The organism is Bacillus sp. V33-4, from assembly GCF_002860225.1.
GTDB classification, from domain to species: domain Bacteria; phylum Bacillota; class Bacilli; order Bacillales; family Cytobacillaceae; genus Bacillus_BJ; species Bacillus_BJ canaveralius.
Window position 1 is genome coordinate 31,550 of sequence record NZ_PGVC01000024.1, and the last position, 21,955, is coordinate 53,504.

Sequence of the window (21,955 nt, forward strand, 5' to 3'; positions counted from 1 at the left end):
CTGTTAAAGCATTTTATTAAGATAATTTCTTTGAAAATAACAAAAAACTCGTTTGATCACACAGTTCAAACGCTATTTTGCTTAATCATCGGCTTTAACCTTTCAATATATAGTTCGGAGGATTTAGATACTAAGAACCAAGTAGTGGTTGGCTCGGATTACAACTCGCTTGTTTGTAATCCGGAGGATGAAATTACCTATTCCAATTATCGGGATGCAGTCGCGGCGGTTATTTTAGAAATGACCGAAGAAGATACCGGGTTTATTGACTCAATGTATTTTACGGATTCAGTAAGCCGCAAGAACATTATGTATCTTGAAAACGGCTTATCCAACGCGTTACAGGACCGTTCAGACGGAAAGTATATTAAATGGATCCCATTTAACGGCACTGAAAGCATGCCATATGTTTATGAATCGTTTGAAAAACTGATGGGCAGATACAATTTAATGCCGAATGACATTGGAGCATATTGCTTATCTCAATTTGCCCTTGCTAACATTAAACTCATCCAAAATAAATTTGATATTGATGATGAAAAAATAGTTTACGTCGGAGACCGATTCGGCTACACCGGGACAAGCAGCCCGTTTCTTGCTCTTCATGAAGGGATAGAAAGCGGCCGCATCAAACGCGGTGACCATTTAATATTCTGGACAATCGGTGCAGGCTACCAAATTATTACTATGCTTTAAAAGATTAAATAAACACCCCCCGCTTAAGCTATGCGGGGGTTATTGATGCTGCAGGGCCGTTGATAATATTCTACTCTTCAACTTTCAGAGTTATCATCTACTTCGGCCAGTTGACAGTGAACTCTTTCTGCCATGTCATCAACTTCGGAGGGTTTATCATCATCTTTCCAGGATATATCGTCAACTTCGGTCATTTTATCGTCAACTTTCCAGGATATTTCACCAACTTCAGTTATGTTATCATCAACTCCTCTGATTTATCATCAACTCGCATACTTACTTGGCAAAACGTTTAATTATAAAAGCAATTGCAAAACCGATAATCGTACAGGGAAGGATGCTGGCTGCCAGCATGCCGAGTCCAATCCCATACCATGGATTACTGATTACTGCCACAGCAAAACGGGCGATAAATATTGTAACTGAGTAATAGTAAACTGGATCGCAAATAAACCAAAAAAATTGGTGAACCGTTTTATCCTGGTTCTCCAAATTAAGCATCCTTAAAATTTTTATAGCTTACTTGATTCGAATTTTGACAGAGTTAAGAGTCAGCGCCTTATTCCTGAATGACGATGGCTTCGAAACCGGCTTCTATAGCTTTCCCTGCTAGCTGATCCGCGTTTTCCCGATTGGCGAATGCGCCGATTTGCACTTTATAGTATCCGTCGCGATAGCTTATATAGGTGTCGAATCCTTTTTCCTCTGCTTGTGCAGCTAACTGGTCAGCATTAGTGCTTACAGTAAAGGCGCCGATCTGGACCCTATATAGCGGCCCGGCCAGATTTTTTCGCACCAGCCCGAATGAGCGGACTAATCCATTTACATGGCCGCGCGCGATTTGTTCAATAAATGATGATTGTTTAAGCTTTGCAGCATCCGATGTGTTGTCGATAAAACCGTTCTCGGTTAATACGGCCGGCATGTTGGACTCACGGAGGACATGAAGGTTCGCTTGTTTCTTTCCACGGTCGCGGTAATCAACTTGTTTAAGAACCTCCTCATGAATCAAGTTCTGGTAAGTTGTCGTCGGCGCACCAAGTCCTGGAAAAATATAGTCTTCGTAACCAGTCCCGCCTCCAGCATTAACATGAATAGAAAGATAGAAATCTGCCCCCCAGTTATTCGCCGCATCTGTGCGCTGAGTAAGGCTCGTCGTTTGGTCACCTGTGCGGCTCATTAACACAGAAATTCCTTCGTATTCATTTAAAAGAATATCCCTTATTCGGGAGCTGATCTGCAAAGTGAGGTTTTTCTCTTGCATTCCATTTCCCACTGCACCAGGGTCTGTTCCACCATGACCGGGATCTATGAAGATTTTTGTCACTTTTTATCACCTCATCCTATTCTATGTATTTCAAAATAAACTGGTTGTACATTTTACATAGGATAAATACTCAATTTGCATTAGATGAGGATGGGTAATAACTGGATTGAAAATCATAGAGTGCTTTCGCGGCGGGGGAAATTGGCTGATAAGTACTGGATTGAATTAAAAGCCAGTTACTTTTACATCTTTAACTAAAATAATGCCGGGCCGGCATGCAAATGATTCAGTTTACTTCCACTTCATGTATAATATATTTATTAAATGCTTCTCTTTTTGATGTTAAAATTGATTTTCAAAGGGATATTGCAACAGATGGTGGCAAATTGGGAAAGCTGTGTATGTTTTAGAACGATAAATTCATGTGATTTGGGGTTACTAAATAAGATGAAGTTTAAAAAAGCTATACCTAATTTATTTACGCTAAGCAATTTATTTTGTGGTTTTTTATCGGTGTTATTAACTGCTCACGGCGACACAAGGAACGCATCAATACTGATTTTGATCGGGATGATGCTCGATAGTATGGATGGACGAATCGCGAGAATGCTAAAAGCCGAATCCGAAATCGGAAAAGAGCTTGATTCTCTGGCTGATATTCTCACTTTCGGCGTTGCGCCTGCGATTCTCGTCTATTATGTATCGTTTTCTCAATATGGATTAATCGGAATGATTATAGCCGGTTTGTTTCCTTTGTTCGGGGCGTTCAGGCTGGCGCGCTTTAATGTCAACGCAAGAAGCTCTATCTATTACTTTACCGGTGTCCCAATCACCGCAGCAGGCGGTTTACTAACGCTGGTGGCAATCCTGCACCGCTGGATTCCCGATATCCTGATCAGCGTCTCCTTCATGGCTTTATGTTTCTTAATGGTCAGCAAATATAAAATACCAAGCTTAAAAAACGTTCCCCTTCCGAAATACGGAACGATAGTCACAGCGCTGCTCGGATGCCTTATTTTTATTATTTTTAAAAATCAGCAGCAAGAAATGCCTTATTTTATTTATATCGCAGTCCCCCTCTATATCGGTTTTATCGGCTACCGTCTGAAAAAACGCCGGGATAATGGCGGGAAAAATCATAAGAGCTAATGGATGAGATACGCAAAAGAACCGCACCCGGAAATTTCGGTGTAGTTCTTTTACGGTCTTTATTCAACTTTCTTTAACGACTCGAACCGAAGTGTACTGGAACAACAATAGATTGGATTGGCTTCGGCGTTAAAAATTTGGTAAATACTCGTACTTGACCTTATCGGCTCTAAACAATATAATTAATAATGTTTTCAACTTATATGTCCCAGTAGCTCAGTAGGATAGAGCAACAGTTTCCTAAACTGTAGGTCGGGAGTTCGAATCTCTTCTGGGACGTTAACTCATGCGGGAAATTCCTTTATTGATAAGGAATTTCCCTTTTGTCATTTTGTTTATAAATCCATGTAATAAAAGGAAAAAAATTTAAATTAAGCTTTTTTCTACAATTTATGTTATTATATCCCTTAGGGCAAATTTTACGAAAGTAAAAGACGCAAAGCCACGGGCCTAAAGCATTGAGTTGTCATGGCAGCCGGGTTGCATAAGTCACATACTTGTTTGTTCGATCCCTTTCTAATTTGCCTAAATTAGCTAAAAAGAAGGGTGAAAAATGTTTTATCCAACCGTTTATAGTAAGGAAAATGATCAAAGGCACATTGTAAAAGACAAAAACATCTGTGAATGTGGATTCAAATACAATGGTTTTTCGACGTTTATCATGCGCGACTTTAAAAAGATTCAATTTAAACATGTTAAAGAAATAACATGCCCAAAGTGTAAATCCGTCTTAAAACAATAAGATGGATTTTTTCATTTTCCAGAGGCTATTTCGCCAAACTTCCCATTGGCCCAAAGAATTCAAAATGAATTTTATCTTCACGAATGCCCAACTTATTCAATGATTGATAAATAGATTTCATGAATGGCGCAGGTCCACAGAAATAAAAATCGGTTTCTTCATTAAATTCAATTTGTTCTTTTAACCATTCATATGAGATGAAGCCTTCAAAGTCGTAGTTCTTCGATTGTCGGTCTTCTTCAGTAGGTGAATCATAGAATAGATAGGATGTTACGTTTTGCTTTTCATTGCTGATTTTGGCCAGATGATCGCGCATTGCATGAACCTTGCTGTTTGCGGCCGCATGGATGAAGGTAACTTTTCTGTCGGGCTCCCTCTCAACAATCGTGTTTAACATGCTTAGCATTGGAGTTATTCCAACTCCTCCGCTTATTAAAACAACTGGAGTTAACCGGTCAGAATGTAAGATAAAGTCACCGGCTGGTGCACTTACTTGCAAAGTGTCTCCCTCTTCTACTTGGTTGTGAAGATAGTTTGAGACGATGCCATCAGGTGTTTTGTTTCCATCTTCACGTTTAACTGAAATACGGTAATAATCTTTTCCAGGTGCATCGGAGAGGCTATATTGGCGAATATGGGTGTAATTTTCCCCGTCAATATTGAACTGAAGGCTGACATATTGACCCGGGATAAAATCTGCTATCTCCGCTCCGTCCGCTGCCTTTAAATAGAAAGAGGTAATGACATCACTTTCCTTTACTTTCTCTGTTACCATGAAGCTGCGGAAATCTTTCCAGCCGCCTTTCTGGCTGGACGCTTCGGCATACATGTCAAATTCAACACTTATAAATGCATCAGCTATTATTGCATAGGCTCTTTCCCAGGCATGGATGATTTCCGGAGTTGCAGCATCACCTAAAACATCCTGAATCGCCAAAAGAAGGTGTTTCCCGACTATTGGGTATTGTTCCGGTTTAATCCCAATGCTGCGGTGTTTATGTGCTATTTGCTTCACAACCGGGATAATCGCTTCTAAATTATCGATGTACTTTGCGGCTGCATAAACAGTACCGGCTAAAGCCTTCTGCTGTCTGCCCTGTTGCTGATTGACATGGTTAAAAATATTTAAGAGTTCCGGATGATTTTCGAACATTAATTGATAAAATCGGGTCGTAATTTTCTCTCCATGCTCCTCCAGCACAGGAACAGTAGATTTAATAATTTCAATAGTCTTGCTATCTAGCATCAGTGATCGTCTCCCAACCTGAGTGTTTTTCTTATTTACATAGTGATTATACTTAAAATAAGAAATCTAGATCGTGATCTGAATCACACATAAATCCACTTTATCTGTTCCAGCATCCGCAAATCATGATTCTCCATAACAGACTGTAGAGTATTCCATATGAATATCCGATCTGATAGCTTATGAAAAATGACTTTTGCAGATATTGGGATACTGTTGCTATTGTGAACGCAAAAAACTCCCTTCATTGTAAAAAGGGAGTTTTTCGCATTTCATTAACACACTGAATCTGTCGATTTTGGGACTGTTAATCCAAACAGCGGACGGATAAATAAAGCGAGCAATGTTCCGAGCATTGCCATAACCATCCAGACCCAGCCATGGAGGCTGAAGGATGCGATCCCGCTGAAGTAAGCCCCGATATTACAGCCGAAGGCAAGACGTGCTCCATAGCCCATCATAATTCCGCCTACGATAGAAGCTGCCGCCACTCCCGGTTTAATTCTGCCGGGTTTAAAGGTACCTTGTGCTGCCGCAGAAACAAAAGCACCAAGAATAATTCCGAAGTTCATTACGCTTGTCGGATCAGCCAACACGGTATTGGCAAGTGCGGCACCGTTTGGTCCCGAATAATAACCCCAGCTCGTCACATCAATGCCCATTGCCATCATAGCCTTGCCGCCCCATAGTGCAAAGGCGGAAGTGATTCCCCATGGATTTCCGCGAATAGTTAAGGTTAACGCGTTTAAAACAGCTAAAACGATTGCTGCTGTAAAGAGCGGCCAAGAACCGCGAATAATCTTTTTCCAGCCTGTTGTGGTCGGAAGCGGCTTCATCATCGGCGGATTTTTCTTTTTCGCAATTTGAACTGTTACCCAATAAATAAGGGCAAACGCCACCAATTGTACAAGCAGCGCACCGAAATAGCCGAGACCGGTCGATTGCGCAAGGGAAATCGCTGGCAGGGAAGGCATATCCTCCATCCAGAAAGTGAAATGGTAGGCTCCGAGCACGGATCCTGCAATAAAAGCCAAAAGCGTTAATATCATTGATGACGAACCGCCACCAACTGAATATAGGGTACCAGAGGCGCAGCCGTTGCCGAGCTGCATGCCAATTCCAAAAATAAATGCCCCAAATAAAACACTGACACCTACAGGTGAAACGTTCCCGGAGGGTGCGACACCAGTGAAGCTAAAACCTGTGCCAAGAATAATCGCAAATAAAGTCGATGCGACAGCAAGCATGAGCATGTGGGCTTGCAATCCCTGAACATTGCCGACTGACATTAAGCGCCGGAATGCCGATGTGAATCCAAATCGGGCATAAAGCAAAGTGATTCCCAACAAAAGCCCAATTACAAATAAAGTACCTTGTGTCCAGTTCGTTATAGAAACAATCATAATAAATAAAATAACTGCTGCAAAGACACCTAATGCCACAAGTGGCTTTTGCATTGGACTGAGGGTTGTCACAAAAGTTGTCGACTTTTTATCCCATTCCAATGAAGGAACTGTTGAAGTTTGTGCCAATCTAATCTACCCCTTTTCTTACCAGTTTACTTGGTTTTGTTGTTTGACTATTTCATACTATAACGATTTGAACCAATTGTAAACCAGTTAGCTTTGAGTCGTAATAACTAAAATTTGTATAAATAAAGAAGGAGCAACCGCAACAATCCGGCTGGCTCCTTCTTAAGATATATTCTACTATTTTTTGTCGTCATCGAGGTAGTTCTCAATTTTATATTCTTTTTTTCGCTCTTCCAGCCAGGTTGGATACTCGGTTTGAAACTTTTGATCATAGAGCAAATCGCGTATCTCTTCTTTATGGTCCTCTAAGCTTGCTTCTTTTGCCGCTTTTTTATCAAGCACTTGAATGAGATGGAAGCCGTGTTCAGTCTTAACCGGCTCGCTGATTGCGTCAACATCGAGCGAAAAAGCAGCCTCTTCAAACTCAGGAACCATATCTCCCCTTGCAAAATAGCCCAAGTCACCACCGGACTCTGCATTTGTCTCATCCGTCGAAAATTCCTTTGCCAGTGCAACGAAATCTTCGCCGGCGTTAAGCTTTGCTTTTACTTCTTCAGCAGTTTTCTGGTCCTCTACTAAAATATGCCGTGCTTTAACCTGTTCTTCTTCAGCAAACTGGGCTTTATTTTCATCGAAATACGTTTGCATCTCTTCTTCTGAGATCGCAATTTTGTCCTTGAGTAGCTTTCTTGTTAATAAATACATATCGATTTCTTCCTCGATACTGGCTTTTGAAATCCCGCTCATTTTCAGCTGCTCATTAAAGGCTTCTTTGCCTCCGTATGAATCCATAAGAGTTTTGAGTTCAGCTTCCTTTTCTTTGTCGCTTACCGTGATTTTTTGCTTTTTAGCTTCGAGGGCAACAATTTTATTGGAAATCAGTGAATCCAAAGCCTGCTTGCCATATAGATCAACCAGCATCTTATTTAATTCCGCCTCTTTGATCGGTTCCCCCTCCACTGTTGCAACTGCATCATTATTTTTTGAAAAAGCGACTGTAATCACTGCCGCACTCGCGATGATAATCGCAACCAAGATAAAATAAAACTTTCTGTTTCGCAAACTCATTTTCCCCCTCCAAATTGTATTTGTCCTTTTTACTTTAGCAGGTAATTATGAACAAAAGATGAACAAACCCCTTGCATCAAGCTAATATTAATGAATGCGTTGGATAGTGCTGTTTCTGCAAAGCAATGTCTATGCTTCTAAGGAAAGGCACAAATAAGCCTAGAATAGGCTATTTTTAAAAATTAAGCTACTTTCTTTTGGCACGTGGTATATTGGTAGACAACACCCAATATATCAAAGACTGTCTTCTTCTCATAACGGTGGGATTTTCGCCCGTTTTTCTGCAGAAGGGTAAACAGGCGAAGCAGGACCTTTGATAGCTCTTTGGTTCTTTTTTGTATCGATTGAAACAATAATACAAAATAATCTTTGATGATATAAATAGCCTTATATTCGCTGAGTTCTTATTTTTTCTTGGTAAGTACTAGCTGCCGCATTTGAAACATGGTGGAAGAACAAAGGAGCATGGCAATTAGTTGACCATAGAGATGACATTCTAGTCGCTCTTTTTAAATTTCTTTACAATGATCGATTTCAAAGAAAGATTTCCATGTTTTAAAGAGTAATTCGATTTGCCAAAGTAATGAGTAAAGATCGTTAACGTGTCCCGTTCTTCGAGTGGTGCATTAGTTATGTATACACTCATCGTACTCAATCGTTTACTCCGTTCCTTCATAACAATCCTTTCTTTTTCTCCTTTAATTCTTGATTTTTCCAGCGTTTTCTGGTTTGTTCTTCAGTCAGTCGGTGGATAATGACCATAACTGGTAACATTTGATACCGACCAATGTAAACGTATACGCTGAAACCGAGCAGCATAATGATGAGGAAGAATATTAGAGGAATACAGCTTTTGAGTAAGCAAGGAAGTGAATACATGTCGTAGAAGCTTGACGGCCGATGGATTAAATCGTTGGTTGAATCATTCAAGACTAATCAAGACACCCGTTGAAGATTCTAGATAACTGCATGATTGTGTTAGAGAAGTACTCGCTATTTTTTTACTTAATCACACGCACAATGCTATTAAATCTATGACTTGATACTTACTGGTTCTTTGAAAAAAGCCTACTTTTTTGGCCAGCTGTTGGAGAGCTTGGGGGGACAAAGAGCGTTGTAATTCCTAAGAAAACAGAGTAAGTTCATTTGAAACCTCGCCACACATAAAAAACACCATCCCTTCCATTATATACAGAAAGAATAGCGTTTTTTAATTTTTGTAGAAATGATTTTCCTAGCTTAAAGGCTATGTGGTAGGAACCCTAATAATGTCTATGCAATTAATTCTATTTTGCATATAATAAAACCCTCTCACGAATACTTAAGTTCTAGTTTGGTCGGTAATAATTTAAAAAAGGAAGCCCCTTTTATTAAAAGTCCAGAAATTTCATATAAAGACAGATGACAAGGATAGAGAGAGATTATTTTTGCATTATCTATCCTTTTTATACTAATACGACATTATTTACTACTACAACATTTAAGATTTATAACAACAAATATCATATGTTTTTCAACTATTGTAGCCTCGTAAGTTCAAAAAAGAGATATTACATATTTCTTTAATTTCAACCTTACTTTTTATTCATCTTAAAAAGCCTATACAATAAAAATATTCCACCGATCATTAGTGCTAAAGTCAAAAATAGAATTAAACCTGGTACACCAATATTTGATAACATATTCTTCACTCCAAATAAGAGTATCGTGATAGCTTATAATTTTTTGGGTAATAATGAAACTGACAGTTATAAATTGAAAAATGACACCGATTTTTATTTTCGAGGACATTTATCGTTAGCTTATTTCATGTATTATAACTATAAGTTTCTACATTCTTGTAGAAGTTGTTAATAAGTTATTATTTAAATGTGCTTTTAAATATGCATTAGCACCACCAAATCCACCAAGAACATTAAAATCGCCTTCATAGGTAACTAATTTGTCGGTTCTAGTAAATTCTCTATCAGTAAAAGTTGCTCCTATAACCCAGTAATTAGCATTATATGCCTTAGTAAATCTGGAGTTACTTGTATTTGATGGTACATATACATTCACGTAAAAACTTAGTCCTAAATAAGGTGTAGTTGCTGAAACTTTATATCCTGTTGTGGTGCCATACGGGAAATAGTGTGGCCTCCAGCCTAAAGTTGAAACATCTCCTAAATTACTAGAATTACCAGAAATACTAGCAGGTACAGGTTCTACAGTAATTGTAACATTTTCTCCGTTTTCATAAACATAACTTACTTCTTGAACTTCTTTTTTAGAGAGGTCAAACGTATTTTCGGTTGTTTTGCTCGGTTTTTCAGCCGCATGTGCTTCTGTAGTACCATTACCAAAAACTAAAATACTAACTACAACAATTAAAAAGCCAAACCATTTCCAATTTCTCACGTTACGTCCTCCTTATAACTAAAGTGTAATTTAGTACACTATTAATATACCAATAAATGAAATATATTTATTTGAATTAACAGAAATGTCTAAATATAAACAAATATTAAACGGATTTTTATGGGTTTATTAAACAATAGTGTTAAATTTTATAGTATAAAAAGGGCTTATTGCAAACCTTTGTTATTTTAAACGCATTTAATACTGTGATCAGCTGTGGGAGTATATGCGTTGTAATTCCTGAGAAAACAGAGTAAGTTCATTTGAGACCTCGCCACACATAAAAAACACCATCCCTTCCATCATATTACAGAAAGAATAGCCTTTCATTTTACTGGTAATGATTTATCTTAGCTTGATGGGCATGTGAACAAACCCGTAAAAATGATAATAAACAGGAAGCGGACCTTCGCTTCCTGTTACTTTACTAGTTGTTGCTCGTTAACGTTATTGGAATGGTTTTTAAGCTTCCTTCTTGATAAACCTTTAACTCGATTTTGTCGCCGACCTTAAGATTTGTATATAAGTATTTTCTTAAATCTTTCGAATTTGTAACTTCTGTATCGTTGATCGCAACTATGACGTCCTCTACCTGCAAGCCGGCTTCAGCTGCTGCAGAGTCTGGATCAATATTGGCGACGATCGCACCCTTAGTTACGCTATCTGGAACATTTTTCAAATAACTCCTCGGAATTTCTTCTAAATTTGCTAATCCGACTCCAAGATATGGCCGTTCCACCTTGCCGTTTTCGATTATTTCTTCGACAATCGGCAGAAGGTCGTTACTCGGAATCGCAAAGCCCAGTCCTTCTATACCATTTTGAGAGATTTTCAGGCTATTTATCCCGATCACTTCACCCTGTGTATTGATTAGCGCTCCCCCACTATTTCCGGGGTTGATCGCAGCATCTGTCTGGATTACATTTAAATCCCATTCACCTGCTGAAGTAGGGACGGAAATACTTCGATCAACCGCACTGACAATTCCCTGGGTCACTGTCCGGGATAAATCAAGACCAAGCGGATTTCCTATCGCCAGTACTTGATCCCCTGGTCTTAATGTTGATGAATCACCGAATTTAATCACGGAATCGGCATACTTGGCATCCATTTTCAAGACGGCCAGGTCAGTCAAGGCATCTGCCCCGATTAATTCCGCCGTTGTCTTTTCTCCATTATATAGAGATATCTCAATTTCTTCCGCCGCTTCAATCACATGGTTATTTGTGACGATATAAGCACTGTCTTTATCTTTTTTAAAAATAACGCCAGAGCCTGAACCACGTTGGGCATTTTCACGGTTATTTTCAAAATAACCCTGTTGCCCCTGCAGATTTACGATTCCAACGATCGCCTTCGAAGAAGTTTCGACAATATCGGCGATCGAAGTTGATGAATTTTGTGCAGAAGCAGGGACAATATTGCTTGCACCTTGTTCTGTTTCAGTTTTTTCATTGTTCGCCGCTGCTTGGCGATCTTCAGCTAAATCGAGGGTCTGAAGCAGATCCGTATTGGCGGCCAATGTTAAGGTCAGCATTGAGCCTGCCACTCCTGCTGATAACAACGAAAATACATTTTTTATTTTTGACTTGCCAGATATTTTTTTCTCCTTGCTACTATCATTTTCGTGTGAATTTATTTCATTAAAGTCTGTCATGCTCATTTCCTCCTCTATCTTCTAACACAAACATTGTTATGATTTGTTTTTATCATATCCATAATTTATGACGAAATTATTAACAATCTTTGAAGAGAGTTAGAAAAAATGAAGAAGAATTCAAGATGTGTGTTAAATTAAAAATTGCCTTTATCATCCCGATAAAGGCAAAAACAGTATTTTTTCACTCTTCGAATGAAATCCCCCGGCGTTCATCCACGCTGTTTTCGTAAAGGTTGCTGCGGTGTTTAAACCACTCGAACAGATGGGTGATGATGACCTTTAAAATCGCATAGCCCGGTACTGCCAGCAGGATTCCGACGACGCCGAACAAGTTACCAGCCGTTAAGATCACAAAAATGATCGTAATCGGGTGGATATGAAGATTCCTGCCCATAATTTGCGGTGAGATAAACTTTCCTTCTATTAATTGTACAATCGTCCAGACAATGATTAGCTTAAGAAGCATAAACGGGGATGTGACAATCGCAATAATCAAAGCAGGCGTAATCGCGATCGCCGGCCCCAGATACGGGACAATGCTTGTAAAAGCAGCAATAAGGGCTAATAAGGATGCATAATCGAGCCCAATCGTTAAGAACCCGATAAACAGCAGAATCCCAATGCAGAAGCTGACGATGATCTGCCCCCTGATATAGGAACTGATTTGATTATTCATTTCCTGCATCACCGTTGCGGTCTGTTTGCGCAGCGACACAGGCAGCAAGCTGCGGATATATTTTGGCAGCTTATCTCCGTCCTTCAATAAGTAAAACAAAATGAATGGCAGGGTAATGACCGCTAAAATAAAATCCTTAACTGCTCCGACAAAGCTCCCGATCCCTGTCCACGTATTTTCAATTAGTGTCGTTGCCTGGCGGGAAAGATTATTGGATAAATCAGCTACATTTATATTTAATGTCCTTTGCGCCTGATTAACAAATTCGCTGCCAAGTATTTGTTTTGTCATCGATTCAACATCCCTGGCATATTGCGGGAAGCTATAAATGAGGCTCAACACCTGGTCGCGCAGGAACGGGATTACCGATACAATTAAAATCGTCAGCACCCCAATGATGATAAGAAATAGCATGAGAATGGAATAAACCCTTTTTATCTTAAATTTCTCCAGGAAATCTACAATTGGATTCAATAAATAATAGACAACAGCAGTCATAATAATGGGCAGCAAGACCGTCTTTAATAACACCACAATCGGCGTGAAAATAAATGATACTTTCATATAGACGAGAATATTCAACCCAATTAACAACAGAATCAACAAGAAAAGCACGAATCTATTATTCAGGACGAACCTGCGGAAAACCCCCATCCTTGTCTGACGGACATCCATATGTAATTCCCCATTTCTTTAAAAAGCACTACGATTTAAAAAGTTGTTAATCAATCGCCGAGCATTGTTGAAATGTTTGTAATAAGGCGCCCCTAAAAGGGACCGCCTTATTACTTTTCCGGCCAGCTTATTTATCAGCGGGAAAAACAACCCCGACCTGGCGTCGGACCTCATCGAGGATTTCGATAACTGCCGCAGAGTTTGCCAGGGAATTTGTTTGAGATTCTGTCTGTCCGCTTTGAATTAAGTCAATAAATTCCTTCGCCTCATAATACATTGAATTTCGATCCTGATTCCGCGTAATATTTTCAACAGAACCATCCCGATAGTGGATTTCTGCTTTTTCGGGAATATTGATCTTATCAATCACAATATTGCCATTTTCACCCTGGATTTCGGCGGGAAGAGCAGAATTCGTTATTTTTGAATACATGATCACTGCATCCATGTCTTTATATTTGAGCACCAAGCTGCCCTCACCGTCGACTCCGGATTCAAGCAGCAGTCCGGTTGCCTTCACTTCATCCGGTTTGCCAAACAAAACAACAAGCGGATAAACGCAATAAATGCCAATATCCATGATCGCCCCGTTCGAAAACTCCGGTTTAAAGGCGTTTAAAATGTTCCCGGATTTGTAGGCATCATAACGGGATGAGTATTGACAATAACTCGCGAAATACCTTCGCGCTGTTCCAATTTTGGTGAGGTTTTCTTGTACAGCTTTAAAATTCGGGAGCAATGTTGATTTTAAGGCTTCCATCAGCAGCACCCCGTTTTTCTTTGCGGCCGTCATCATTTCTGCTATTTCCTTACTATTTGAAGCGATCGGCTTTTCACATAAAACGTGCTTGCCATGATTCATGAAGATGATCGCCTGTTTTCCATGGAGCGAGTTGGGACTTGCAATATAAACCGCGTCAATCTCCCCGCTGTCCGCCATGCTTTCTAAATCAGTGAAAGTATGGACAACGCCAAATTTCCTTGCGAATTCCTTTGCCTTTTCCTCTGTCCGCGAATACACCGCAGTTAACACAAAATCCTCTACTTCGCTTGCCGCTTTGATAAATTCTTCTGTAATCCAGTTTGTCCCAACAACGCCAAATCGCACCATTTCAGTTCCTCCTCGGAATAATCAATATATGTAAGGTCATTCAATTATAAGAATAACAGGTTCTTTGCTATCTTTTCCACCTCTGCAGTGAAAAGAAAAAGGAAAAACCTCCGGTATGTGCTGAAGGCCTCCACTTCAACCATATATTGTCCAATTTACCAGCAATATAATGAAGAATAATAGCAATGCTCTAGCAAATGAATCTTAGGTGAATGAATTTCACAAGGTAAATTAATTGAAAACAAACAGATATTTAAAATGTAGACAACTCCATTCTTTTTTCCGTTTAGCTTATTACATTCAAATTATAAATTAGATACAATTATCTTATTGAAGCTTTTCGTCAATAATGTGTTCATACTATTCTTTTGAGGTGAGAGTGCTTGCAGCAGCATCTTTATTCGAATTTTTTACGTCTGCCGCTCCTTATCCGGATTTTGATGATCGCCCTGCTTGTGATCGTTACTTTTGGCGCGATTATTCATTTGATCGAGCCGCAAAATTTCCCGTCTATTTTTGATGGAATTTGGTGGGCAATTATCACCGCTTCGACTGTGGGCTATGGTGATTACGCACCTGAAAGTTTTTGGGGAAGAATCGTCGGCGTCCTGCTTATTCTCGTCGGTGCAGGTTTGTTATCGTCCTATTTTGTAACGATTACAGCGACAACCGTGAAAAAGCATAATGAATATATCGATGGAAAGGCCGTATATCGGGGCATGGGACATATTATCATAATTGGGTGGAATGAACGGTCAAAGGAAATCATTCAAAGTATTTTAAACACTGACAAACATATGCAAATCATTTTAATTGATGAGACATTGCAAAAAAAGCCTTTATCAATGCGGCAACTTCATTTTTTAAAGGGGAGGGCCAACCAAGATGAAATACTGCATAAAGCCAATATAAATGGCGCTGGAAAGGTGTTAATTACAGCTGATCAAAATAAAGATGAGCTTCAGGCAGATATGAATTCAATTTTAACTCTGCTCTCGATAAAAGGGATTCGTCCCGAGCTGACTTGCATTGTCGAGATTTTAACGTCGGAGCAAGTTGCCAATGCAAAACGCGCCGGAGCCGATGAAATAATCCGGACAAATAGCCTGACCAGCTTTGTGATGATCCACGGCCTCACCTCCCAGGAAAAAATGGGCTCGATCCTCGAGTTGCTTAGCCAGCTTGAAGGAAGCAGACTTACCTTCAGCGGAGTAACGGACCAATTGATCGGCAAAACATTTATGGATGCTGCGGCAGAAATGCTCGCTAACGGAATATTAATCGTGGGGGTAAAAAGAGGCAAAGAAACATATATTAACCCTCCCCATCCGTTTACGATTGAACGTAACGATCAGCTGCTTGAGATTGTCAGTTAACCACATCAATTCCTAATCTGCAAACAAGGTTGATTCCAACTCATTCACGAGTGATTTTCCGATATCAACATACTTTTCGGGAAAATTTGCGTCTTTATCGACAGGTTCGGAAAACTGGTTGAAAGCTGCTGTCATATTGCCCGTGACGGCATGGTCATCAATACCCTGCTGGTATTTATGTGAAAGAAGGAACGGCCTTCCAATTGCCACGGTGCAGCCATTTGAATCAAGCTGGCCATCAATAGCCCGGAATGGCACGCGTAAAAACTGATAGCCGTCATCATCAATTTTATAATCAAACGAGCCATGGTCATAGTCCCAGCCACTGCCAATCGTATAGCCGAGCGGCTTTAGCAGCCTTTCAAGCTTAAATAAATCAAAATGCATTCCCTCGGCTTTGGACGGTATTTCTATCATGAAAAATCCACCCTCTCGGAGTTTTCCCCTTAGGTTCTCCAATCCGGTGGATTTCATAATCTTTTCTAGCTTCGTGTTTTTTGCAGTGAAACGTTATTTTAAGCGTTTTTCAAGCTCCGCTTTCTTCTCTTCAAAACCTGGCTTGCCAAGAAGCGCAAACATATTCACTTTGTAAGCTTCAACTCCTGGTTGGTCAAATGGATTTACCCCCAATAAATAGCCGCTCATTGCACAGGCCTTTTCAAAGAAATAGGCAAGATAGCCAAAAGTGAATTCATCCTGCTTCGGAATGGATACAATTAAATTTGGAACGCCTCCATCTGTATGGGCAAGCATCGTCCCTTCAAACGCCTTGTTGTTGACGAAATCAACACTTTTACCGGCAAGATAATTCAAGCCGTCCAAGTCGCTGTCGGCCGCTTCGATCGTAAGTTCATGGCGCGGTGTCTCAACCTTAATGATCGTTTCAAACAGGTCTCGGCGCCCTTCCTGTACATATTGCCCCAGCGAATGAAGGTCGGTAGAGAAGTTGGCTGATGAAGGGAAAATTCCTTTTTGGTCTTTCCCTTCACTTTCGCCAAACAGCTGCTTCCACCATTCTGCGAAATATTGGAGCCCCGGTTCATAGTTGACCAACATTTCAATCGTTTTTCCTTTGTTATAAAGGATGTTGCGCACAGCTGCGTATTGGTAAGCAGCGTTTTCTTCAAGCTCGGAATGGCTGAAATCCTCGCGCGCCTTGGCAGCACCCTGCATCATTGCTTCAATGTCTGCCCCGCTTGCTGCAATCGGAAGCAAACCTACAGCGGTCAGTACTGAGTATCGGCCGCCGACGTCATCAGGAATAACGAAGGATTCGTAGCCTTCTTCAGATGCCAGAGTTTTTAACGCACCTCTTTCTTTGTCTGTTGTCGCATAAATGCGTTTGCGGGCTGCCGCGGCTCCATACTTTTCTTCTAAAAGCTTGCGGAAAATCCGGAAGGCAATCGCCGGTTCTGTGGTCGTACCCGATTTTGAAATAACGTTAATAGAAAAGTCTTTGCCATCGAGCAGATCGATGACATCGTTCATGTATGTTGAACTGATGTTGTTGCCGACAAACAAAATTTGCGGCGTGCTTCTTTTTTCTTTTGGAAGGGCATTATAAAAGCTGTGCTGCAGCATTTCGATTGCAGCCCGGGCTCCCAGGTAAGAACCGCCGATACCAATCACAAGCAATACGTCGGAATCCGCTTTAATTTTTTGTGCCGCTTTTTGAATGCGTGAAAATTCTTCTTTATCATAATCAACAGGCAGGTCAATCCAGCCCAAAAAGTCGCTGCCCGCTCCCGTTTGCTCATGAAGGGAATGATGGGCAACTTTTACCTGATCTCTTAAGTATGTAAGTTCATGTTCGCCAAAGAAACTTAATGCTTTCGAGTAATCAAAACGAACGTGTGTCATATCTGATCCTCCTCGTATTTATTCATTTACCACTTTAACGAATGCTGTTCGGAATATCAAGAAACAGCCGATAATGTAAGCGCGTCCAATTATGACATATTTTTTACTCTTAAAAAAGGACCCAGCAACAATGCTGAATCCTTCCATGCATTTCTTTATAAAGAAGCTCTATATATTGCGAGTACATCCTCGCGGTTCAACTTTTTAAAGTTGCCGAACTCTCCATTGACCATTGCTTTGTCTGCCATAACATCCAACTGGCTGTCATCAATATCATAATCGGCTAAATGGGCAGGAGCGCCAATGCTGTTCCAGAATTCACGAAGCTTTTCAATGCCTTCGAGTGCTGTTTCTTCAACTGTTTTCCCTTCTGGATTGACACCAAATACCCGAACAGCGAGCTGTGCAAAGCGTTCCGGCTTGACCTTCAGATTGTGCTTCATCCAGTTGGGGAACAAAATAGCCAGTCCGCCGCCATGAGGGATATCATAAACAGCTGATACAGCATGTTCAATATTGTGGGTTGCCCAGTCACCGCGATAACCCATTGATAGCATTCCGTTCAGTGCCATCGTTCCACAGTATAGAATCGTCGCCCTGTGCTCATAGTTTTCCAGATCTTCTAAAAGCTTTGGAGCTGTTTCCATAACAGTAATCAACAAAGATTCACACATGCGATCCTGGAGAAGCGTATTTTCCTCGGGATGAAAATAATGTTCGAACACATGTGACATCATATCAACAATCCCGTAAATCGTTTGATCTCTCGGAACTGTAAAAGTATTTTCCGGTTCAAGAATTGAAAATCTCGGGAAGACAGCCGGGCTGCCCCAGCCATATTTTTCATTCGTTTCCCAGTTCGTAATCACCGAGCCGGCGTTCATTTCAGATCCCGTCGCGGCCAATGTTAATACAGTTCCAAACGGAAGCGCGTCTTCTGCAGCTGCCTTTTTTGTAACAAGATCCCATGCATCTCCATCATATTTTGCACCTGCTGCAATAGCTTTCGTACAATCAATGACACTGCCGCCGCCAACAGCCAATATGAAATCAATTTTTTCCTTTTTGCAAATCTCTACTCCTTTATGAACAGTGGACAGGCGTGGATTTGGCTCCACACCAGACAATTCGTGAATATCTGCACCGATTTCTTGCAAATACTTGACCACTCTGTCATATAATCCGCTTCGCTTAATACTTCCGCCGCCATATACAAGCAGAACTTTGTTTCCGTATTGGGGAATCTCATTTTTTAACTGTTCCAGTTGGTTTCTGCCAAAAATTAATTTTGTAGGGTTCCAATATGTAAAATTTTGCAAAATGATTCAGCCTCCTTTTTACTTTATTATCCCCCCTATGTGCCAACAATGCAAAAAAGACGTTTTTCACAAAGCACATTTGGATAAACAAAAAACATAGCCTTGTATGAATAAATTAAGTAAGGCTGTATCACTCTATAAAAGAATCCATTAAAAGGAGGAAACTTCATGAGTACAATTCAACGTATTGCTCTAGTACTTACTATCATTGGTGCGATTAACTGGGGTTTAGTCGGTTTTTTCCAATTTGATTTAGTTGCAGCTATTTTTGGCGGTCAGGATTCCGCCTTGTCACGAATTATTTACGGTTTAGTAGGGATTGCTGGTCTTATCAATCTAGGTCTTCTGTTCGCACCAAGTGAACAAGCTGAGCGTCAAGCGGGAACAAATCCCAGCCGTTAACCTTTAAAAACATAGAGAAAACGCTTTGCCAGAGTTGGCAAGGCGTTTTCTTTGTGTTATGGATCACATTAAAACTTTTTTAATTCGCTCAATCGCCCAGTCAAGATCTTCTTGGCTGATGACAAGAGGAGGAGCAAAGCGAATCACTGTATCATGCGTTTCCTTGCAGAGCAACCCCTCTTCTTTCAACTGCTCACAGTATTTTCTTGCTGGTTCATTTAGTTCGACTCCGATAAATAAGCCCCGGCCGCGAACGTCCCTGATGATTGGGTTATCAATCTCTTTTAGCTTTGAGATGAAATAATCGCCAAGCTTTTTCGAGCGTTCGGCCAAATTCTCATCAATCAGGACATCGAGTGAAGCTACTGAAACCGCACAAGCAATCGGGTTTCCGCCAAAAGTTGAACCATGTGAGCCTGGATTAAATACACCAAGCACATCTTTGTTTGCCACTACGCATGAAATAGGAAAAACTCCGCCGCCGAGTGCTTTTCCGAGAATATACATGTCAGGGACGACGTCTTCCCATTCGCACGCAAACATCTTTCCGGAGCGGGCTAAGCCTGATTGAATTTCGTCTGCAATCAATAAGACATTATTTTGTTTACAAAGCTCATATGCCTGCTTCATAAAGCCCTCCGGCGGAATAATAATTCCTGCTTCGCCCTGTATCGGCTCAATTAAAAAAGCCGCTGTGTTTGGAGTAATCGCCTGTTTGAGCGCGTCCAAATCACCGTAAGGAATTAATTTTATACCCGGGAGCAGCGGACCGAACCCGCGTTTATATTCGTCTTCTGATGAAAGTGAAACAGCCGTCATTGTCCGGCCATGAAAATTTCCGGTGCAGGCAATAATTTCTGCTTTGTCTTCGGCAATGCCTTTCACATCATATGACCAGCGGCGGGCCGCTTTGATGGCGGTTTCAACCGCTTCTGCCCCGGTATTCATCGGCAGTGCCATTTCTTTATTTGTTAGTGTACAAATCTTTTCATACCATGGGCCAAGCTGATCATTATGGAATGCGCGTGAAGTCAAGGTTACCTTATCAGCCTGGTCTTTTAAGGCTTCGATAATACGCGGATGGCGATGTCCCTGGTTGAGCGCCGAGTAAGCGCTTAACATGTCCATATACTTTTTCCCTTCCGGATCTTCTACCCAGACACCCTCGGCTTTTGAAATGATAATTGACAGTGGATGATAATTGTTAGCCCCATATTTTTCAGTTTGTTCGATTAACTCCCGCGTTTTCGTTTCTGTCATATTAATTCCTCCATTTCCCTGTTCACTTAGCCCCGCAAAATAACTGGTCAGTCCAGTGACCTTGTCGATCCTGCGACATATCCCACTCAGTTCATTGTAACGCAGACCGTCTGTTGTTTGTAGATGCTTCGCTTATTTTACCCTATTCTCGGTCGGGAGCACCTTTTCCTGCATAACGAAACGTCCACTTCTTTATGCACTATATTGCTCGCTGGCGAGGCATTATTTTCGTGGATATATCAATTCTTGCACACTTTGGCCGTCTGAAAAAAAGTATAAAAAAAACCGAGATATCCCCGGTTTTTCCAACTTACTTTTTAATTAAATCTTCACGCTGTGACTGCTCAATCCACTCTTCCAGCTTGTCTTTTAACGTATTGAATCCTTGCGGTGATTCTTCTGTTTGCTGTTGCAGAGTAGGCTGGCGCTTACGAGCGGCTTTTTTCGGTTTGGCCTCCTGTTGGACAGGGGCTTCTTCTGTTGCACGGATTGAAAGACCGATTTTGCCTGCAGCTTCGTCGACCGACAACACTTTAACCTTAACTTCATCTCCGACCTTTAAATGTTCGTTAATATCCTTTACATACCCGTGGGTAATTTCTGAAATATGAACAAGTCCCTGGGTATTTTCGTCAAGCGCCACAAACACGCCGTATGGCTGTATACCAGTTACCTTTCCTGTTATGACACTTCCTGTTTCGATTTTTTCTGACATAGAAACACTCCTAAATATAAATTTATTTACTCTTTTTTATACGCAATTAAAAATTATATCACAGAAGGACCCTGTTATCAAAGGGATATTAGGTTTTTTCCACATTTCCGGCAGGATTAAACGCGGATTTCATTCAAAAACCGCACCACTACTCTTTATCGATTATGAGTAGTAAATACTGGGCTTTCCAAAAAAAGCACCGCTTAACATGCATTTTATTTAAAATTGAGCAGGATTATGTAACTGAATGTTCACCTCGAACACCCGAATTTTGCCTGCCTTCATGATAAAATAAACTTAAAACAGGTCCTTGAAAGGAGAGAGAGGTATGTCCGCAATTGGTGAAAACATCAAAATGAGCCGGGAAAGGCGAAATTTAAGCCAGCAGGAGCTTGCGATGAAAGTCAGGGTGGGAACGGGAACAATTGAAAAATATGAATCAGGGGAAAAGCTTCCGGACATACAAACTATTTTAAAAATCTCTACAGCCCTTGATACACCTGCATCGGAACTTCTTGAAAAAGCCTATCAAACAAATCCTTCCGGCATCGATCATGAAATAGAACAGTTAGTAAAAGAAATTGGCACGAAAAAAGCAAAGCTGATTCTGAGGAAAGCAAAGGAATTCTCTGAGGATGATTTTCTGCGTGCTATGCAAATGCTCTATGAGATTAAACACAAAAAAGTAAACAACGACGTATAAAAAAAAGGGGGACTGGAAAGCCTGATATCGTAAGGCTTTCTAGTATTCCCCCCTTTTTTTGTTGAGGTTAACCTGAATGGTTAAGCCTCTTTTTTTTATTG

Annotated in this window: 19 protein-coding genes, 1 tRNA gene, 1 pseudogene and 1 riboswitch; of the genes and pseudogenes, 6 read left to right on the forward strand and 15 right to left on the reverse strand. The window is 40.6% G+C overall.

Annotation, left to right across the window (positions count from 1 at the left end):
• Positions 1-30 precede the first annotated feature (30 nt).
• Positions 31-696, forward strand: coding sequence for a 3-oxoacyl-[acyl-carrier-protein] synthase III C-terminal domain-containing protein (locus tag CVD23_RS09420; RefSeq protein WP_180955612.1), 666 nt, complete (start codon positions 31-33; stop codon positions 694-696).
• A gap of 276 nt (positions 697-972) precedes the next feature.
• Here CVD23_RS09420 and CVD23_RS09425 read toward each other — a convergent pair whose 3' ends face one another.
• Both CVD23_RS09425 and CVD23_RS09430 read right to left on the reverse strand, forming a co-directional pair.
• The gene (locus tag CVD23_RS09425) at positions 973-1,188 is read right to left on the reverse strand and encodes a hypothetical protein (RefSeq protein ID WP_101665856.1); all 216 of its coding nucleotides are present in this window, start codon (positions 1,186-1,188) and stop codon (positions 973-975) included.
• 67 nt (positions 1,189-1,255) lie between these two features.
• The gene (locus CVD23_RS09430) at positions 1,256-2,023 is read right to left on the reverse strand and encodes an N-acetylmuramoyl-L-alanine amidase (protein WP_101577219.1); all 768 of its coding nucleotides are present in this window, start codon (positions 2,021-2,023) and stop codon (positions 1,256-1,258) included.
• 387 nt (positions 2,024-2,410) lie between these two features.
• Between CVD23_RS09430 and pssA the strand changes: the two genes are divergently transcribed.
• Together pssA and CVD23_RS09440 are read left to right on the forward strand one after the other, a co-directional pair.
• On the forward strand, positions 2,411-3,112 hold the full coding sequence (gene pssA, locus CVD23_RS09435) for a CDP-diacylglycerol--serine O-phosphatidyltransferase (protein ID WP_101665857.1): 702 nt from the start codon (positions 2,411-2,413) through the stop codon (positions 3,110-3,112).
• Positions 3,113-3,317: 205 nt separating this feature from the next.
• A tRNA-Arg gene (locus CVD23_RS09440) sits at positions 3,318-3,391 on the forward strand.
• A 122-nt stretch (positions 3,392-3,513) separates the two neighbouring features.
• Positions 3,514-3,600, forward strand: a riboswitch (cyclic di-GMP riboswitch).
• 279 nt (positions 3,601-3,879) lie between these two features.
• Here CVD23_RS09440 and hmpA read toward each other — a convergent pair.
• From hmpA to CVD23_RS09485, 8 genes and pseudogenes are all read right to left on the reverse strand, one after another.
• The gene (gene hmpA / locus CVD23_RS09450; protein ID WP_101665858.1) at positions 3,880-5,100 is read right to left on the reverse strand and encodes an NO-inducible flavohemoprotein; all 1,221 of its coding nucleotides are present in this window, start codon (positions 5,098-5,100) and stop codon (positions 3,880-3,882) included.
• A gap of 275 nt (positions 5,101-5,375) precedes the next feature.
• Entirely contained in the window at positions 5,376-6,557 is a 1,182-nt protein-coding gene (locus CVD23_RS09455) for a YeeE/YedE family protein (RefSeq protein ID WP_101577453.1), read from the reverse strand.
• A gap of 252 nt (positions 6,558-6,809) precedes the next feature.
• On the reverse strand, positions 6,810-7,700 hold the full coding sequence (locus CVD23_RS09460) for a peptidylprolyl isomerase (RefSeq protein WP_180955613.1): 891 nt from the start codon (positions 7,698-7,700) through the stop codon (positions 6,810-6,812).
• Between the two features lie 182 nt (positions 7,701-7,882).
• Positions 7,883-8,808: pseudogene (locus CVD23_RS09465) on the reverse strand (transposase).
• A 722-nt stretch (positions 8,809-9,530) separates the two neighbouring features.
• Positions 9,531-10,097 carry a DUF5626 family protein gene (locus tag CVD23_RS09470; protein ID WP_101665859.1) on the reverse strand — a complete coding sequence of 189 codons (567 nt, stop codon included), beginning with the start codon at positions 10,095-10,097 and terminating at the stop codon, positions 9,531-9,533.
• 427 nt (positions 10,098-10,524) lie between these two features.
• The gene (locus CVD23_RS09475) at positions 10,525-11,754 is read right to left on the reverse strand and encodes a S1C family serine protease (RefSeq protein WP_101665860.1); all 1,230 of its coding nucleotides are present in this window, start codon (positions 11,752-11,754) and stop codon (positions 10,525-10,527) included.
• Positions 11,755-11,938: 184 nt separating this feature from the next.
• Positions 11,939-13,108, reverse strand: coding sequence for an AI-2E family transporter (locus CVD23_RS09480; protein WP_101577223.1), 1,170 nt, complete (start codon positions 13,106-13,108; stop codon positions 11,939-11,941).
• Positions 13,109-13,235: 127 nt separating this feature from the next.
• On the reverse strand, positions 13,236-14,219 hold the full coding sequence (locus tag CVD23_RS09485; RefSeq protein WP_101577224.1) for a Gfo/Idh/MocA family protein: 984 nt from the start codon (positions 14,217-14,219) through the stop codon (positions 13,236-13,238).
• Positions 14,220-14,602: 383 nt separating this feature from the next.
• Here CVD23_RS09485 and CVD23_RS09490 point away from each other — a divergent pair, with 383 nt between their 5' ends.
• Positions 14,603-15,595 (forward strand): potassium channel family protein, encoded by a 993-nt coding sequence (locus CVD23_RS09490; protein ID WP_101577225.1) that lies wholly within the window; start codon positions 14,603-14,605, stop codon positions 15,593-15,595.
• 12 nt (positions 15,596-15,607) lie between these two features.
• Here CVD23_RS09490 and CVD23_RS09495 read toward each other — a convergent pair whose 3' ends face one another.
• From CVD23_RS09495 to CVD23_RS09505, 3 genes are all read right to left on the reverse strand, one after another.
• Positions 15,608-16,012 carry a YugN-like family protein gene (locus tag CVD23_RS09495; RefSeq protein ID WP_101665861.1) on the reverse strand — a complete coding sequence of 135 codons (405 nt, stop codon included), beginning with the start codon at positions 16,010-16,012 and terminating at the stop codon, positions 15,608-15,610.
• A gap of 93 nt (positions 16,013-16,105) precedes the next feature.
• Entirely contained in the window at positions 16,106-17,455 is a 1,350-nt protein-coding gene (locus tag CVD23_RS09500) for a glucose-6-phosphate isomerase (RefSeq protein WP_101577227.1), read from the reverse strand.
• 155 nt (positions 17,456-17,610) lie between these two features.
• Positions 17,611-18,774 carry an iron-containing alcohol dehydrogenase gene (locus tag CVD23_RS09505; protein ID WP_101577228.1) on the reverse strand — a complete coding sequence of 388 codons (1,164 nt, stop codon included), beginning with the start codon at positions 18,772-18,774 and terminating at the stop codon, positions 17,611-17,613.
• A 168-nt stretch (positions 18,775-18,942) separates the two neighbouring features.
• On the opposite strand from CVD23_RS09505, the gene CVD23_RS09510 reads away from it, so the two are divergent.
• On the forward strand, positions 18,943-19,176 hold the full coding sequence (locus tag CVD23_RS09510; protein ID WP_101577229.1) for a DUF378 domain-containing protein: 234 nt from the start codon (positions 18,943-18,945) through the stop codon (positions 19,174-19,176).
• A gap of 63 nt (positions 19,177-19,239) precedes the next feature.
• On the opposite strand, the gene CVD23_RS09515 is transcribed toward CVD23_RS09510, so the two are convergent.
• Both CVD23_RS09515 and yugI read right to left on the reverse strand, forming a co-directional pair.
• The gene (locus CVD23_RS09515) at positions 19,240-20,436 is read right to left on the reverse strand and encodes an ornithine--oxo-acid transaminase (RefSeq protein WP_101577230.1); all 1,197 of its coding nucleotides are present in this window, start codon (positions 20,434-20,436) and stop codon (positions 19,240-19,242) included.
• A 310-nt stretch (positions 20,437-20,746) separates the two neighbouring features.
• The gene (gene yugI / locus CVD23_RS09520; protein WP_101577231.1) at positions 20,747-21,151 is read right to left on the reverse strand and encodes a S1 domain-containing post-transcriptional regulator GSP13; all 405 of its coding nucleotides are present in this window, start codon (positions 21,149-21,151) and stop codon (positions 20,747-20,749) included.
• Positions 21,152-21,479: 328 nt separating this feature from the next.
• Here yugI and CVD23_RS09525 point away from each other — a divergent pair, with 328 nt between their 5' ends.
• On the forward strand, positions 21,480-21,854 hold the full coding sequence (locus CVD23_RS09525; RefSeq protein ID WP_101577232.1) for a helix-turn-helix domain-containing protein: 375 nt from the start codon (positions 21,480-21,482) through the stop codon (positions 21,852-21,854).
• Positions 21,855-21,955 lie beyond the last annotated feature (101 nt).